Here is a 15,878-nt window from a genome sequence, read left to right on the forward strand (position 1 = left end):
GACACCGCGCGGCCTGTTCCACAGAAGGCCGCCGCGCCACAGGACAAAGCGGACGACGTTGCGCCCGTTAAACCGGTGCGTCCGGTCCGCCCAGTGCGCCCTGAGACGTCTGTTGTGCAGTCGACAGAGCGTCCCGCCGTGCAAGCCACTGACCGCCCTTCCAAAAACAAACCAAAAGCGGGCGCGCCTGCCCAGCCTGCGACCGCCGCGCCGCGGCACGCTGAGGCCGGTGCCCGGCGGGACGCCGATACGCTGGACGCACTGCAGGACCGCTCGCGCGGGTTTGCAGAAGCCCGTCCTGATCCGTTGGAATGGACCGTGAAACAGACATCGGAGCCGCAGGACATCGTTCAATCATCAGAACCGGAGCAGAAGCTACCGGCGCATCTGCCCGACCCTTGGCATGTCATGCGGCGCGTCGAGGTCACAGGCCTGAGTGAGCACCGCAGTCGCCTGCCGCTGGTCGATTTCTTTCGACAGTCCCCGACGGCGCGCGCTTTTGACCTGCTCCGCACGCGACTGCTGCATACATTGCGGGCGCAAGGCTGGACACGGGTCGCGATCTGCGGGCCGACGCCTGGATGTGGCGCCAGCTTTACCGCGGCGAACCTCGCTCTCAGCCTGGCGCGTGTGCCCGAGAGCCGCACGGTGCTGATGGATCTCAATATGCGCACCCCCGGAGTTGCCGCTGCTTTGGGACTGGAGCGGGCTGCGCTCTATAACGGCGATATGCTCGGGTTCCTGCGCGGAGAGCTGCGGTTGGACGAGCATTTTGTCGCCGCGTCGAACCGGCTGGCGCTTGGTTTGAGTACGTCAGTCTTTCACAACTCGGCAGAGGTGCTTCATGATTCCCGCTGTGCCGCGACCATAGATGAGGTGATCCGGCGCACGCGCGCGAACGTGGCTTTGTTCGATCTGCCGTCGGTGCTTCACAGTGATGACGTGGCAGCGTTCCTGCCACAAGTCGACGGTGTCCTGTTGGTGTCAGACGGCAGCGAGACGACCGCGCGCCACCTGAAGGCCTGCGAAAAGATGTTGGCCGGCCATACGCAGCTTCTGGGAGTGGTGCTGAACCGCGCCCGGAATGATGAAGAGTTCACCAGCGCCTCCTGATTGGGGGCAGCGGAACAAGGAACGGGAACGGCATGGCTTCGATCTACTCAGTTGCAGATTTTCTGGACCTGCTGCGCCGTCGGCTGCGTCTCATTCTCGCGGTGGCCTTTCTGGGTACCGTTGCCTCTGTTTGGTTCGCGCTGCAGCAACAACCGGTTTATTCCAGTACCGCCGTCATCCAGATTACGCGTCCAACGATTGCAGGGGAATTGGCCCCTTCCACGGTCGAAGGATCTTCGGCGCGGCGCATCCAGCTGATCGAACAGCGTCTGATGGCGCGGGGCACCATCCTGGAGATCGTCGACCAGCTGGACCTATTCGCCGATCAACCGGGCCTGCTGGCGTCAGAAATCGTCCCGATGATGCGCAGATCCGTCTCCTTGACCGGCACCGCTGCGGCGCGCGAGGGGGCCTCGGACGATGGGGCGATTTCCGTCCTGTCCATCACGGCGAATATGCCCACCCGCGCGCAAGCTCAGGCGGTGGCAGAGGAATTTTCGCAGCGCACCATCGCATTGAGCCGGTCAACGCGCCTGGACCAAGCGCGGGAAACGCTTTCTTTCTTCAACGAAAAGGAAACTGCGCTGATCCGTGATATCTCAGCGCTGGAGGAAGAGCTTGCCAATTTTCGCTATGAGAACGAGGTGACGTTGCCCGGGATCATCGAGATGCGCGGCACCGAAATCGCGTCCATAAACGAGAGCCTACTGGAACTGGCCCGTCAGGAAATCGAGATCCGCAAAGTCGCGGAAGAAGCTGCCGCAACGCAGCGCACCGCCTATGCGGAGCGAATTCGCAAGGACTATGAAACACAGGTCGAAACTCTGAACGCGCAGCGACAGTTGTTGCTGGACCGTCGCGCAGAGATGGAAGCGTCTCTGGAACTGACGCCGGAAGTGGATCGTCAACTGGCGAGCTATGAGCGTCGGCACCAGCAGATGCAGTCGGAGCTTGAAGTGATCACTGCGCGCCGCGCGGAAGCGGAGGTTGGCTTCCGCCTCGAAACGGCCAGCCAGGGGGAGCGCCTGACCGTGCTCGAACCTGCGCCTTTGCCGGATTATGCCGTCGGCGGGGGAAGGAAATCTCTGGCGCTCAAAGGCGGGCTGGTCAGTCTGGTGCTGGGGGTTATTGCGGCCTTCGCGATGGATCTACGACATCCCGTTTTGCGAACCAGTGCGCAGATGAAACGCGAAACGGGCCTGTCGCCCGTGGTTACAATCCCGGTCCTGAAGACGCAGCCCAAAGGGCTGGCGCATAGGCTGCGGGGCATATGGACTCGCCGCTCCGCCCGTGGTTGACGCGCTCACACCCGTCAGAGCAACCCCAAAGTCGAGCCGATCCCGTCCCAATGATAGGCGATAGCGCTGCCGCAGATCACGCTGCTGATACTCAGGAAAACCAGATCGTGAACCGGGTCTTGTGCGCGGTAGGGGCGCGTCTGGCGCATCAGCATCGGATAGGAGACCACCACCGCAAGCCCCATGGCCGCGATCCCGCCGGCCAGGCCGAATGATGTGACACCTGCCAGAAACAAGGCAGTCTGAACAAAGGCACGGGTGGCCGTGTAGAAAAAGAACCTCTTGGTGTCTCCAGCCGCCAGAGAGGCTCGATCATACGTCAAAACGATGATCGAGGGGGCGAGGCTTGTGGTCAGCATAACGATAACAGGCCCGGCCATTGCATATCGGTCGTCATAGAGCAGATCGACCAGCCAGGGCCCGATCCAGGCCATCGTCCACAACATGCACAGGATAGCCGCAGTCAGGGCGTAGCGCAGCTGTCGTTGCTTCTTGCGGTTCTGATCGCTGTGAAGGGCGGGCTTGTCCCGATAGACCGGGATCATCAAGCGTTGGTTGACCTCCTGTCCCATCTGCATCGGGAAACTGGCCAGGAAAAACGCGATGTTATAGATGCCCATCGCCTCAAGCGTCAGGTGTTTGCCAAGGATCGCCCGGTCGCCTTGTGTGGTGAGGAAGAAACAGGCGGTGGAGAGAAAGATCCATTTTCCCATACCGATCAGCTCATGAGTTGCCGCAGGCTCCCAGCGGGGGCGATTGCGCCGGCCGGGAAGCGCGAGATGCGTCAGGGCCAGTTTTGCAGCTTCTTGCAGGACGCTGCCGATCGCCAGTGCCACCACGGATTGCATCCAGATCGCCAGCGTCACCATGCTGAGGATGCCGCAGATCTGCGCGGCCAGATTGATCGCGGTGACGCGGCCGACAAGGAGGTGACGATAGGCTGTTTCCACCCGCGTGGGCGTGAACCCCTGTAAAGCGAGGCTGAAGCCTGCAATGGGCAGGCAGTAGGCGAGTTCTGGTGCGTTGTAGAACGCGGCCACAGGCACTGCGAGAAGGCCGGTCAGCAACCAGAGAAGGCCGCCTCGGCAGATTTGTACGGTCCAGGCGGAATCCAGAAAATCCGGATCGTCCCCGCGCGGGTTTTGGGCAATCGCGTTGGAAATCCCCATGTCGGAGAACAGCGAAAGGCCGATAATGATGACGGTGACCAATGCCATCAGGCCGAAGGCTTCGGGAAAGAGGAGGCGTGTCAGCAGCAGGTTGGATGCCAGGCGCAAAACCTGCCCCACGCCAAAGCCAAGGAGTATCCAGGATGTGGATCTTACGACGCGTGCCATCAGGCTCTGGCCGTTCAGGGCAAGTTTCATCATAGTCCACAGCGCGATTGCAAGTTGGCTGCACGCTATGGCCGCGCTGCGGCAAGGTCAATTGCAGGACGGTGTCAACAGGCAGACAATATGGCTGTTGGGCCCGATTGTGGCGGAGGCGTTGAAAGTCTGTGCTGTTGATGCTGGGCAAAACCATGCGCGGTGGCTAGGTTGTGAACCGGACGCCCGACAGGAAGGGAAACGCGTGAAAATCGCATATGTGCTGAATACGTATCCGCAACCCTCACAGAGCTTTATCCGACGTGAAATCCAAGCACTGGAGCGGCGTGGCGTTGAAGTGCTGCGCCTGCCGATGCGTCCGTCTGACCAGGGGCTGGTTGATCCGGGCGACCAGGAGGAGAGGAAGCGCTGTCAGTATGTACTGGCGTCGGGGGCGGCGCGTCTGCTGTTGGCCCTTTTGGCATGTGTCGCATGCGCGCCGCGCCGCAGCGGACGCGCTTTGCGGTTGGCGTTGCAAATGGGTGCTGCAAATGGCGCGCGCTTGCGTCATCTGATTTATCTGGTCGAAGCCGCATATGTCGCGCGCCTGACACGGCGGACGCATTGCGATCACCTGCATGCGCATTTCGGCACCAACGCCACCACCGTTGCGCTGCTGGCGGCGCAGCTGGGCGGGGTGGGCTATAGTTTCACCACACATGGGCCAGAAGAATTTGATGCCCCGCATAGTTTGTCTCTGGGGGGAAAAGTGGACCGCGCGCGCTTTGCCGTGGCGATTTCCAGCTTTGGGCGCAGTCAGCTCAGCCGCTGGGCCTCGTTCGGGGCATGGGACAGGATCAAGGTTGTGCACTGCGGTATTGAGCCGGAACGGTTTCCGGAGCCCAAGCCGATGCCCAAGGGCCACCTGCGCCTCGTCGCGATCGGTCGGTTCGTGGAACAGAAGGGGCAGATGGTTTTGATCCGTGCCTTGGCGGATGCTGTGCGGGACGTCCCGGGCATCCACCTAACGCTTGTTGGGGATGGGGAGATGCGCGCTGATTTGGAGGCGGCCATAACGGATCTTGGGCTCGCGCAGCATGTGACGCTTACCGGCTGGTTGTCCGAGGCCGGCGTGCGTGATGAACTGGCAGGCGCGCATGCGCTGGTGATGCCATCCTTCGCCGAAGGACTGCCGATGGTGGTCATGGAAGCAATGGCCGCCGGGCGTCCGGTTCTGGCCACCTATGTGGCAGGCACGCCCGAATTGGTTCTGCAGGGAGAGACCGGCTGGATGGTGCCTGCGGGTGCCAGCCACGCCTTGGCAGATGCGATGGTGCGGTTGGCATCCGTGCCGCATGACAAACTGACGGACATGGGAAAGATCGCGCGCGAGCGGGTCTTTGATCGACATGATATCGATTGCGAGGCCGAGAAGCTGGCAGAACATTTCGCCCAGGCCATAAAGGGTCAGGTGACCTGACCCGAGCGGTGTCAGCGTCCCCGTGCCCAAGCGTCCTTGGTTGCAAACAGGCGGGTTCTGACGGCGAGAGATACCGCGGCATAGACGATGAAACCGATTGGGTGGCGTAAGATGATCCCAAGGAGCTGTGCCTTGGACAGCGGACGCGGGTCATCGTTTGGCAACAGCTCGGGGAAGCGCTGCGCGATTTCCGCAACCCCGTGATCCTGTCGGCGGCGCACGCGGACAAGGTTGCGAAAGCCCTCGACCATGGGCCAATGATATCGTCCGGGCAGCCGAATGCGTTCGTCCGGGGTGAAATTCAGCCGGGCAAATGTATCGTCGGAGATAATGTCAGGCCAGCTTTCCCAACGCGCCCGCCCCGCCGATGTCATCGCAAAGAGACCGAAGCCGGGCGCGCCGGTCGTTACAAAGGGCAATTGCGTCCAGACGGCTGCATAGGCGCGGGTTATCGGACTTTTGGCGCGTTTCACACAGGGGCTGCCACTGGCATAGCGGGGGGCATCGCTGGCAAGTGCCATCGCGATCTGCGCCAGCATCCCCGGCTCAACCTGCACGTCTGCGTCGAGATATACGCGCACCTGGCCACGCGCTTTCGCATCCCCTTCGGTCAGCGCGGCGAGCTTGCCGCCTTCGGCGCGTTCCAGCACCAACAGGCTCAACCCCCGTGGAGGCACCATGCTACGGGCGATTTCAGCAGTCTGGTCCGTGCAGCCATTGGCCAGGACCAGAACCTCGACCTGATGGTTTGGCGGCATGGCGGAAGAGGCATAGAGCGCGGCGAGACAATCGGCAATATAGGCCGCCTCGTTATGTGCAGGAATCAGCACCGAAACGATGCGGTTCTGCGGGGATGTCACCGGGTGGCCTCCAGCATGTCCCAACGCGGATTGTCGTCCGAAAGCGTGCGCAAGGCACCCCAGCTGCCCCACCGACCAGCCACCGACACATCCGAATAGGCGCCAAACAACCGGCCGCCTAGGTCTGGCCAGGCATTCAGCAGCTGCCGGTAGAGGTCCGCCATCTCAGCCGTATAGTTCAAATGGGTGAAAAAGCCGGTCAACGCGTCGTCATCGACCAACGGCCCGTGGCCGACGACATGGCTGCCGCCCTCGTACATGATCAGATCAAGACTGTGCTTTTGAGCAACCTCCGCATGATAAGGTAAAACACGGGTCAGAAGATCGTTCAGTGTCCCTTCTGGATCGCCTGCATTCAGCCCGTCTTGCAGCTCCACCGCAGCTTGCGCGACCGCGACGTCATATCGGTGCTCGGCCACATAAGCCTCTGCTGCGGCACCGCGCAGACCTTTCTCGGCGGCTGCGCTGCGGGCACGCTCCAGACTATCGGCAATCCAGGCACGGACCATGGGGGCGCGCTCCTGCGTGCCGAGGGACGCCCCGAAGTAGCCGGTGATCGCATAGGCATCAAAACTGCGATAGGGCGGTTGTCGCGTGCCATCCGCTGCCGTCCAGAGAGGCGCGGTCAGGACTTGCTCCTCAAGTCCGAGCCAGCCTGTCTGAGATGAAATGACCCGAACCAGCCGGTTGGACAGATCCACCTGTTCCTGCCCTTCGGAGAAGACGTCAGTCCAGATCCCGGCAACCTCTGCCGCGCGGCCCCCGTAGTATTGCAACCAAAGCCCATCGCTTCCCCAGGTCGCGCGCGCTTGTTTGTCGGCCCAATGCGCCTGTTGGAACTGCCAGTTCCAGACCTCGTTCGAGTACTCGACATAGGCTTTCAGATCCTCGTCGAGCCCGTCGCGAACCAGCGTGGCGAAATTGCGCACATAGGTGTCGTCCGCCATGTGGGGCAGGGTGAACCACGGGTCGGCACCGATCCGGTTTGCCAATGTCACCAGCACTTCGGCAGGCACACCGTTTGGTGTCCAGGTGTAGTCGGCAAAGCGCGGGCGATCCTCCCAGCCGACCTGTTTCGAGTTGTTGGTTTCCATCCAATCCATGAAGCGCAGGGAGGCAAAGCCTTCGATCCTGTCCAGCCAATCCGGATTGAACAGCGCCCCGCGTTCGAATGCCTGCAGGTCGGATTCACGCACCACCGTGATATTTCGCACATAATCGCCGGTTTCATCGCGATCACTGCGTTGGATACGGATATCTACCGCGCCCTGGCCAGGGGTGAAATCAAAGGAAACTTCGTTCTTGCCATAGCGCACGTTGGTGGCCCGGCCTCCGGCCTCGACAATACCCTGTCCGTCAAACTGCAAGACGTAGCGTCCCGCAAGGCTGGTTGCGGTCTCCGGCAGGTCGTTCAATAGCACGGTTCCGATTGAGCCCAGTTCCGGTGGAATGGCCAGCGGCCAGCCGTCCGGGTCCAGATATCCGGCAGCTCTCAACTCTTCGTCGGTAACGCCCCCCCAGCGGCCCGGTAGATGTCCGATCCAGGCGCGCGCGGTCTTGAAGTGATCGATAAACGGTGCCTGAGGGCTCCAGTCCCGCACGGCGGCGAGGTTCATCGCGACAGGTTGCCGACGCACCTCAGGTTGCAGATCCGGTTTCGGTGCAAAGGATACATCGGCATTGAGGGCCGCAATGGGCGGGTCTGCGGGTAAATCGAGGGGATCTGGCGGCAGGCTTGTACGCTCCGAGGAGCCAGTGGCGGCACGGGCCGCAATTTCCTGCAGGCGCTGGGCAAGCTCGGGCGAGGGCGTGGAGTAGGGGGTGTCCCATTCGGTTTTCAACACGCGCGGCAATCCTTCGGGGGAGCTGCCCGTCAGAACCGCGTATTGCACAAGCGCGAGATAGTAAAACCCGATGTCATCCGGATGGATGTCGTCCGAAAAGATATCGCGGATGTTGCGCAGACCGGGAACGGTTCCGGCCTTGATCGCATCATCCAGGCGCCCCAGCGCCTGTCCGGTCGGCAGCAGGCGGATATCACCACCGGTCGTTGCCTTCACCTTGTCAACGATTGACTGCCAGTGCTGCAGATCGTTGTCGAGCCGGTCACGCCACGCAACCTCGCCGCCATCGTCGAAGGGGACGTCTTCGCCGGTGCCGCTCAGCAGGCTATGCCAGCCCTCTTGAACATATAGAGTGACGTTTGGGTTGGTGGACGCGGCAAGCGTGTAGAAATTTTCCACCGCGCCCTTGGGGTCGCTCCAGCGCAGATGGTTTGCCAGTGGGACAGCTTCTGTGACGATGACAACATCAGCCGGGCGCTCGGCCAGACGGGTGCGGGCGTTGATGCCTTGCGCCTTATCAGCGTGTTCCCAGTTGTAGCGCAGCGGCGCACCATTGATGACCTGATATTCGACAACGGGCTGGTTGTTCTGACCAGTCGCCAGAAGCTGTTGCACCATGCGCGGGTTTTCCGGACCGATCAGGGAGTGTCCGATCATGACGACAGCGCTGATAAGGTCCGCAGTGCTCATTGTGTCTCCGATATGGCGAAAGAGGATGCGGCCTGAACCCCGGTCCGGGGCAGGCGGGTGACCACGCCCCAGACAATGGCTTGCAGCTGTCGCGCGCCCTCCGCGTCCAGCGCGGTGAAGGAGCTGCCGTCTGCCAGTGTGACCTCGTGCGGCACCCCTTCGGGTGACTGGTGGTAGAGCACCGCATAATGTGTAAGCGCCACGACGTATGCGCCAAGCGGGCTGAGGTGGATCTGGTCCAGGGCGCCGTCCGGCAACCGGTCAAACAGATCGTCCCGGCTGTCTAGACCGGGGATCTCTCCCGCCTCGGCCGCACGTGTGACGGCAGCGAGCGCCTGCCCGCCAGGGATCAGGTACAAGGGGCGCGGGGGCGCGGATTTGCGATCCTTGGCCAACAGACGACCCAGCCAGAGGTCTTGCAGGTCATTGTCGATCCGCGTCAGCCACCCGTCCGGGTCGTCCAACCGATGCCAGGTTTCGTAGATATAAAGCCGTGTGTCCGGATTGCCGCGCCGCGCAAGCTGGGCCCAGCGGTGCAGGTATTCGGCAGCATCAAAATACTTCAGCGCATCGCGCAGTTCGACCATCTCAGTGAAGATGACCGCATCATAATCACCCGCTTGCAACGCGTCTTTTGGGTCGCGCCAAACCGGCGGGGCATTGACCATGTCAAAGTCGAGAATTGGTTCGCTGTCTTCCCAATGCGCCCTGAGGGACGTGCCGGAGCCACGTTGGACGTTAAAGCGATGATAAACGCCGGAGAGCTGTGCCAGCATGACAGGCATATCCGCACCCACCAGCGAATGCCCCAGATGGTAGACCCGCATGGCCCCATCGGGCGGAGCAAGCGCAGGCACGTCGTTCAGGGGGCTCTGGCCTGGCCCCAATAACCAGACGCCAACAGCGCCAATCGGTACCAACGCGCCGAGCGCGATAAGGCCACGTCGGGGCAGGTTCAGCAGGCGACGGATCATGTGCAGGGCTCGTTGTTCAGGATCTCGACCGCAGTGATGATTACCCCGCTCCCGATGGCAAATCGACCCTGAAGATGGTCTCCGACACGAAAAGGTGGTTGGGGGGCGGTAAATCTTGCGGTGAAAGACTGTTCTGCCAGGTTGAAGTGCAGCTCCAACCCATCAAAGCCGAAGTAACACGTCGAGAGTGCGTATTGCGCCTTGTATGCGGCTTCCTTGGCGGAGAACAAAAGCTTGCCAGCTTGTCCCGGGTCGGCATGCGCGGTTATCCAATCGCGTTCTGCGCGGCTGGCAATGCTTGGCCACAGATCCTGCGATAGCGGTGTGTCCTCTTCCACGTCTATGCCGATGCCGGGGTGCGTGGCGCGTCGGGCCACTGCCGCCAGAGCGCAGCTGCGACAATGGGTAATGGTGCCGCTGAGGTCGTCGGGCCAAATGGGCGCGCGTTTCGGGCCGATGCGGATGGGCACCGGTGTTCGGTTCAACGCGCGCATCGCCTGATGTGCGGCGGCGCGACCGGCAGCAAACTCGCGGCGGCGCTTGTCCACTGCGTTCTGCGACAGGCCAGCAGTCTCTTCTGGAAACGGCTCAGGAGGTGTGCCGAGCGGATCTTGTGCGGCAATGGCGACCTGATCGGACAGCAGCGGACGCAGCAGCTGCAACCGGACATCTGTCAGGTCAGGGAGGGCGGATGCCTCAGGGTTCATCCGGTCCGCCCCCTGCGATTGGCCCGCATGGCGCGTCGTTTGGACATTGTCTCTGCCCGCTCGGCGGGAGGCGTTGACGGCTCTGCCCGTTCAGCCTGCGAGGATGTGCCACCGTTTGCAAGCTGCTCGATATGGCCAGCCAACCCGTCCAGCGTCGGGAAGCGGAAGATATCGGTGATCGACAGGCGGTCGACCTTGAGTGCGCTGCGGATGTCACGATGGGCCTGCACTGCCAGCAGCGAATGTCCGCCAAGGGCAAAGAAGTTGTCGCCCTGCTGCACGCCCGGCACCCCGAGGAGCTGTTGCCAGATCTCGGCGATCTGCATTTCGGTGGTGGATCGGGGCATTGTGGTAGCTGCCGCGGTGGGCGAGACGCCCCGCGCAGGCTGCGGGTCGGGCAGGGCCTTGCGGTCGATCTTCTTGTTCGGGGTCAGCGGGAAGGTATCCAGCGTCACGATATGCGCGGGCACCATGACCTCGGAGAGCTGTCGGGACAGCTGCGCCTTGGCGGTTTGTTCCGACACGGGCGTCGTGGCGGTGATATAGCCCACGAGCCGCTCGTCCGCGCCAATCCTGCGCGGGATCACCACGGCGCCGGTGACGCCTTCGAGTGCGGTCAATGCCGCCTCGATCTCGCCCAGCTCGATCCGCTGGCCACGGATCTTGACCTGATGGTCGGTGCGTCCCAGGAACTCCAGCTTGCCGGCGGCGTTCCACCGCACCAGATCGCCGGTGCGATACATCTGCGCGCCCGGGCGGAAGGGATCAGCCGGGAACCGCTCCGCCGTGAGATCAGCGCGTTGCCAATAGCCGGCGGTGACGCCTGCGCCGCCGATGCACAGCTCGCCCGCGGCACCGACGGGGACGGGCTGATCTGCGGCATCCAACACATAGACGGAGGTATTGGCGACCGGGGTGCCAATGGAGGCCACTCCCGCTGGAGTGGCCTCCAGGGTTTCTACGGTGGACCAGATCGTGGTCTCGGTCGGGCCATACATGTTGTGCAGCGTGGCGCGGGTCTGGCTGCGCAGGGCGGCGACCAGATCGCCGGGCAGGGCCTCGCCACCGACCAGCATATGTCGCAGGCGGCCAAGCACCGGGGCGGCATCCGGGTCGCTGGCGATCATGCGGGCCATTGAAGGCGTGCACTGCATATGTGTGACCCCGTGGCGCAGGATTTGCGCGGCCAATGATATGTCATCCGCCGCGAGGGCCTGTACGCGGTTGGCGCGGCGCAGGACCTCAGCCAGCGGCTTCAGCCCTTCCAGCACCACATTGGGCGCGATGCCGTAATCGATCAGGCAGGCGACCTCGCTAACGCCGATGCGCTTGAGATCCTCCACCCGCGCCACCGCGTCCTCGACAGTGCCAAACAGGCCGGATTCCTCAAAATAGCGGTCAAAGGCAAAGTCGAGGATCGCCTCCAACTCTTCGGGGCTGAGACTGCCCAGATCCATCTCGAAGGGATTGTCGACACCTTTGGGTTTCTTGAACGCGGGGAAGGCCCAGGCGTATTGCTTGATCAGCCCGGCAGCCGAGCGCAGATAATCCTTCATCGGTTCGCGCGCCACCTCGCGGGCGGCCTCGCGCGTCTCGGCGAGATAGGTGTGCAGCATCAGCGTGACGGTGAAATCCGACGGGTCATGACCGGCCTCGCGCAGCGCCTGATGATAGAGCGCGATCTTGTCGCCGACCTCGTCGATGCTCTGGCCCAGCAGGTGGGTCAGCACATTGGCACCGACGCGGCCCGCTTCGCGCCAGGTGTCCGGATTGCCAGCCGTCGTGACCCAGACGGCCAGTTCATCGGAGACAGGGCGCGGCTGGGTGATCACGCTGTGGGTGCCACCGTCCTGCCGCGGAAAGGAGACCTCCTCGCCGCGCCACAGCTTGCGGACGGTTTCCAGTGCCTCGAACAGGGCGGGCTTATTGGCGGGTGGCGTGTTCTCGGGCCGCAGGATGAAATCATCCGGTTGCCAGCCGGAGGCAAAGCCGATGCCTGCGCGGCCACCAGTGAGGTTGTCGATCACCGCCCATTCCTCGGCGATGCGGGCGGGGTGATGCAGGGGGGCCACGCAGGACCCGGCACGCACCCCGATGTTGCGGGTGACCGCCGCCACGGCAGCGCCGGTTACCGACGGGTTTGGATAGGGGCCGCCGAAGGCATGGAAATGCCGCTCCGGTGTCCAGACCGCGTTGAACCCATGCGCATCGGCGAATTTCGCGCCCTCAAGCAGCAGTTCGTATTTCTTCTCGCCCGCGCCGTCGTCATTGCCCCAGTAGTAGAGGTTGAAGTCCATCTTGCGGTCGCTGAGCGTGATGGGGCCGTTCGAAAGCTGCAGGCGGCTTTCGTCGCTCGACAGTACCAGTTTGAAGCCGCGTGCCAGGGTCCAGAACAGCTCCAGCACCGAGATGTCGAAGGACAGGCTGGTGACCGCGAGCCAGGCGTCGCCTTCCTTGTGAGGAATGCGCGCATCCATCGCGGTGAAGAAGTTCGCAACGTTGCGATGGCGCACCATCACGCCCTTGGGCAGGCCGGTGGAGCCGGAGGTGTAGATCAGATAGGCCAGATCCTCTGCCGTGGCGCTGTTCGTGATATCGCTCGTCCCGCCCGAGAGGTCGAGCGTGTCCAGAGGCAGGGGCAGGGCGGCGCTGTCGGGTAGATCCGGCGCAAGGTCCGAGAGGGTGACAACCACCGAAGCCTGACTGTCGGTGATGTAATGCGCGATGCGATCCGCCGGGTAAGCCGGGTCCAACGGCACATAGGCAGCGCCTGCCTTCAGAATCCCGAGGGTGGCAATCACTAGGTCCATCGAGCGGCGCAGATAGACACCGATATGGCAGCCGGGGGCGACGCCCTGTGCCTGCAGATGCCGGGCCAAGGCGGTGGCGCGCTGGTTCAGCTCTGCGTAGGTCAGCTGCTGGTCCTCAAAGACCAAGGCAATTGCATCCGGTGTGCGGGCGACTTGCGCCTCGAAGGCGGCGTGAATTGTCTGCTCGCTTGAGGGGGCGGCCTCGGTGGCGTTCCACTCCTCCAGCATTTGTTTGCGTTCGGCGTCGGGCAGCAGAGGGAGTGCGGACAGCGGCGCATCTGACTGGTTTTCGAGGTTGTTGAGCAGGTATTCAAGACGCGCCGCAAGCCGCGAGATTGCCTGCTGTGACAGGTTTTGGGACTGTAGGCGCAGGCTGTCACCGGACTGGATCAGTGCCAGTTTGGCCTCTGCGGGCGGCGTCTGCGTGCCCAGACAAAGCACCACGGTGGGCGGCGCTTGTGTTGCGATTTCCGGCGCGCGGGCCATGATGTCCTCGGCAAAACCGCCCTGACGCTCAGCGCGGTCGATCACCGTCGCCATGCGCGATTGAACCGCGGCGAAACCCTCGTCCAGATGCGCCGTCATCGGTACCCAATCGGCAATCAGCCCAGGACGCGCAGCAGACTCCAGGTTGGGCAGGCCCAGCGCGATAGAGCCAGACGCCTCTCCGGTGCTGCGCAGGAGCCATGCTTGAGTTGAAGCCGCCAGCGCCTCCGGAGTGCAGCTTGCGCGCAGTTCAACCTCTGCCGAGACCTCTTCGGCGGCGTCTGCCGCGCCAAGGGGCAGGGGAAGCGGCTGCATGTCTGCCAAGGCACGACGCCAGAAGGCTTCCGGTTTCTGGGTTGCAAGAAGATCCTGTTCGAGCGTTTCGATCTCTGCCGGAGAAAGCAGCGGCAGCCTGTCACCCTTTTGTACCAGATCGGTGGCACGCAGAGGCGCGCCTGCCGGTGATGTCAGCTGCGACAGACAGATGGCACCATCCGCACAGGCCAGAGTGATGTCAGTGTCCGATACCGCCAGAACCTGACCGGGCGTGCCTTCGCCTGCACTTGTTTGAGCCTGACCAACAAGCACGACGCGATCCCCGCATCGGACCTTGGCCGCGGTCAGCGGGTTCCAGTAGCCGCCCATGTCCAGCCCGCGCACCACGCGCAGCAATTGTGCCACCGGGCGGTCGCATTGCAGGAAGCCGGCGGCCTTGGGGCGATCCGCACGGGCGTGATACCGCCGTTGGCTCAGATCCTGTGGCTGGCGGCGCAGGTCGCCGCTTTCCAGCTGGTCCAGCACTTCGGCAAAACTGTCGAGTGCGGCGCCATAACATTTGGAATTCAGGCTGAAGGCAGTCTCGTCCTCCGCCACCGCAAACCGGCGCTGGGCAAGGATGTCCCCTTCGTCGACACCGCCTTCGATCAGATGCCAGGTGATGCCATGTTCGGTCGCGCCGTCGAGGATAGCCCAGTTTGGGGTATTGAGACCGGCCCGTTCCGGCAGTGGGCCATCGTGGAAATTGACCGCGCCTTTCGTGGCCTTGGCGATCACCGCATCTGACAACAGCCGCAGGTTGGCGATCGACAGGAGCCAGTCGAAGGGGCCCTCGATATCCGTGGCGGAATCATAGCAGTTGAGACCGTGCGAGGACGCCCAATCCCGGATGTCAGTATTGTCACTCAGGACGCCACGGATGTCGTGCCCGCGCGACAGAAGCGCCTCGCAGCAGCCGATCAAAAGGGATTCATTGCCAATGACGACGGTGGAAAATGGCTTCACTTGTGATCCTCCAGCAACGGGGCGTGAACGGGGTCGGTATCAAAGGGTTTGGCCGGGCGTGGGCCTGGCAGGGGCCGCAGCATCCGCGTCAGATGATGACGCAGGAGGTCGCCGTAGAAATGCGGCGCATCGGCGCGCGGCTTGCCAGAGGTCAGGCGGCGCAGCCCATAGACGCTCCCCCCGAGAAGGCGGGCCAGCGTTGCCCCCATCGCATAGACGGCGCCACGGGTCTGGGTGAAATAATGCAGGCGCGAGTCGAGCCAGAATCCTGGTGTACGGGGCCAGGTCTTCATGCCGGTGGAGGCAGATCCCACATGCGCCACGGTGCTTTGCGGCACGTAGTGGGTGCGCCATCCCGCGCGGGCGGCACGATGGCACAGCTCGGTCTCTTCGAAATAGAGAAAGAACGTTTCGTCAAAGCCACCGACAGCCTCGATCACCTCGCGGCGGATCATCAGGCTTGCGCCGGCGGTCCAATCCACCTGACGCGGCTGGTCCGGGATCTCCAGCGGCACGATAGCATGCTGCAACAGGCGCGAGATCACGCCGGTGCGGGCCGCGCCCTCGAATTCGCTGGCGATGGTGGGAAAGCGGAACAGGGTGCAATGGGGCGTGTCGTCTTCGCCATGCACATAGGATCCGGCCAGTCCGGCACCGGGGTGATCCTGCAAGAAGTCCCGCAGGGTGCGAATGCAATCGGTTTCGGGAAAGGCGTCGGAGTTCAGAAGGTAGTAGAAATCCGGCACCGACCCATCCGTCAGCCGTGCCTGAAAGCCGATGTTCATGCCGGCGCCAAACCCGCCATTGACCGGCGAGGCCTCGATCCTCAACCGGCCGCTGTCCAGCCAGCCCCGGGTTTCCGCCCCGGCCTGCAGCGCCTCGAAAGATCCATCACCGGAACCATTGTCGATGATCAGCACCTCGCCCGGCAGATCCTCCATCTCCGCCAGCGCGGCAGCGGCGGAGCGCAGGGTCATCGCCGGGGTGCGGAAATTCAGGATGATGGTCAGGACGGTCTGTGTGCGCAT

General features: G+C 63.0%; 10 protein-coding genes. 3 read left to right on the forward strand and 7 right to left on the reverse strand.

What is annotated here, in order from left to right; translation table 11 throughout:
* Positions 1-138: 138 nt before the first annotated feature.
* Together CLV89_RS02350 and CLV89_RS02355 are read left to right on the forward strand one after the other, a co-directional pair.
* The gene (locus CLV89_RS02350; RefSeq protein ID WP_243394912.1) at positions 139-1,113 is read left to right on the forward strand and encodes a CpsD/CapB family tyrosine-protein kinase; all 975 of its coding nucleotides are present in this window, start codon (positions 139-141) and stop codon (positions 1,111-1,113) included.
* Positions 1,114-1,145: 32 nt separating this feature from the next.
* Positions 1,146-2,411: a Wzz/FepE/Etk N-terminal domain-containing protein gene (locus tag CLV89_RS02355; RefSeq protein WP_106162012.1), complete on the forward strand. Its 1,266-nt coding sequence runs from the start codon at positions 1,146-1,148 to the stop codon at positions 2,409-2,411.
* A gap of 14 nt (positions 2,412-2,425) precedes the next feature.
* Here the strand turns inward: CLV89_RS02355 and CLV89_RS02360 are convergent, their stop codons facing one another.
* Entirely contained in the window at positions 2,426-3,778 is a 1,353-nt protein-coding gene (locus tag CLV89_RS02360) for an oligosaccharide flippase family protein (RefSeq protein ID WP_106162314.1), read from the reverse strand.
* A 205-nt stretch (positions 3,779-3,983) separates the two neighbouring features.
* On the opposite strand from CLV89_RS02360, the gene CLV89_RS02365 reads away from it, so the two are divergent.
* Entirely contained in the window at positions 3,984-5,198 is a 1,215-nt protein-coding gene (locus tag CLV89_RS02365) for a glycosyltransferase family 4 protein (protein ID WP_106162315.1), read from the forward strand.
* Positions 5,199-5,209: 11 nt separating this feature from the next.
* Here CLV89_RS02365 and CLV89_RS02370 read toward each other — a convergent pair whose 3' ends face one another.
* Genes CLV89_RS02370 through CLV89_RS02395 form a run of 6 tightly spaced genes read right to left on the reverse strand, consistent with a single transcriptional unit; the run spans position 5,210 to position 15,878 of the window.
* A complete protein-coding gene (locus CLV89_RS02370; protein ID WP_106162013.1) occupies positions 5,210-6,058 on the reverse strand; it encodes a glycosyltransferase family 2 protein in 849 nt (282 codons plus the stop codon).
* Entirely contained in the window at positions 6,055-8,592 is a 2,538-nt protein-coding gene (locus CLV89_RS02375) for a hypothetical protein (RefSeq protein ID WP_106162014.1), read from the reverse strand. The genes CLV89_RS02370 and CLV89_RS02375 overlap by 4 nt, the downstream gene beginning before the upstream one ends.
* Positions 8,589-9,566: a hypothetical protein gene (locus CLV89_RS02380; RefSeq protein WP_106162015.1), complete on the reverse strand. Its 978-nt coding sequence runs from the start codon at positions 9,564-9,566 to the stop codon at positions 8,589-8,591. Before CLV89_RS02380 ends, CLV89_RS02375 begins: the two co-directional genes overlap by 4 nt.
* Entirely contained in the window at positions 9,563-10,273 is a 711-nt protein-coding gene (locus tag CLV89_RS02385; protein WP_106162016.1) for a 4'-phosphopantetheinyl transferase family protein, read from the reverse strand. Before CLV89_RS02385 ends, CLV89_RS02380 begins: the two co-directional genes overlap by 4 nt.
* Positions 10,270-14,850: a MupA/Atu3671 family FMN-dependent luciferase-like monooxygenase gene (locus CLV89_RS02390; RefSeq protein ID WP_106162017.1), complete on the reverse strand. Its 4,581-nt coding sequence runs from the start codon at positions 14,848-14,850 to the stop codon at positions 10,270-10,272. Before CLV89_RS02390 ends, CLV89_RS02385 begins: the two co-directional genes overlap by 4 nt.
* Entirely contained in the window at positions 14,847-15,878 is a 1,032-nt protein-coding gene (locus CLV89_RS02395; protein ID WP_106162018.1) for a glycosyltransferase family 2 protein, read from the reverse strand. The genes CLV89_RS02390 and CLV89_RS02395 overlap by 4 nt, the downstream gene beginning before the upstream one ends.

The organism is Tritonibacter scottomollicae, from assembly GCF_003003215.1.
In the GTDB taxonomy this organism is placed as follows: domain Bacteria; phylum Pseudomonadota; class Alphaproteobacteria; order Rhodobacterales; family Rhodobacteraceae; genus Epibacterium; species Epibacterium scottomollicae.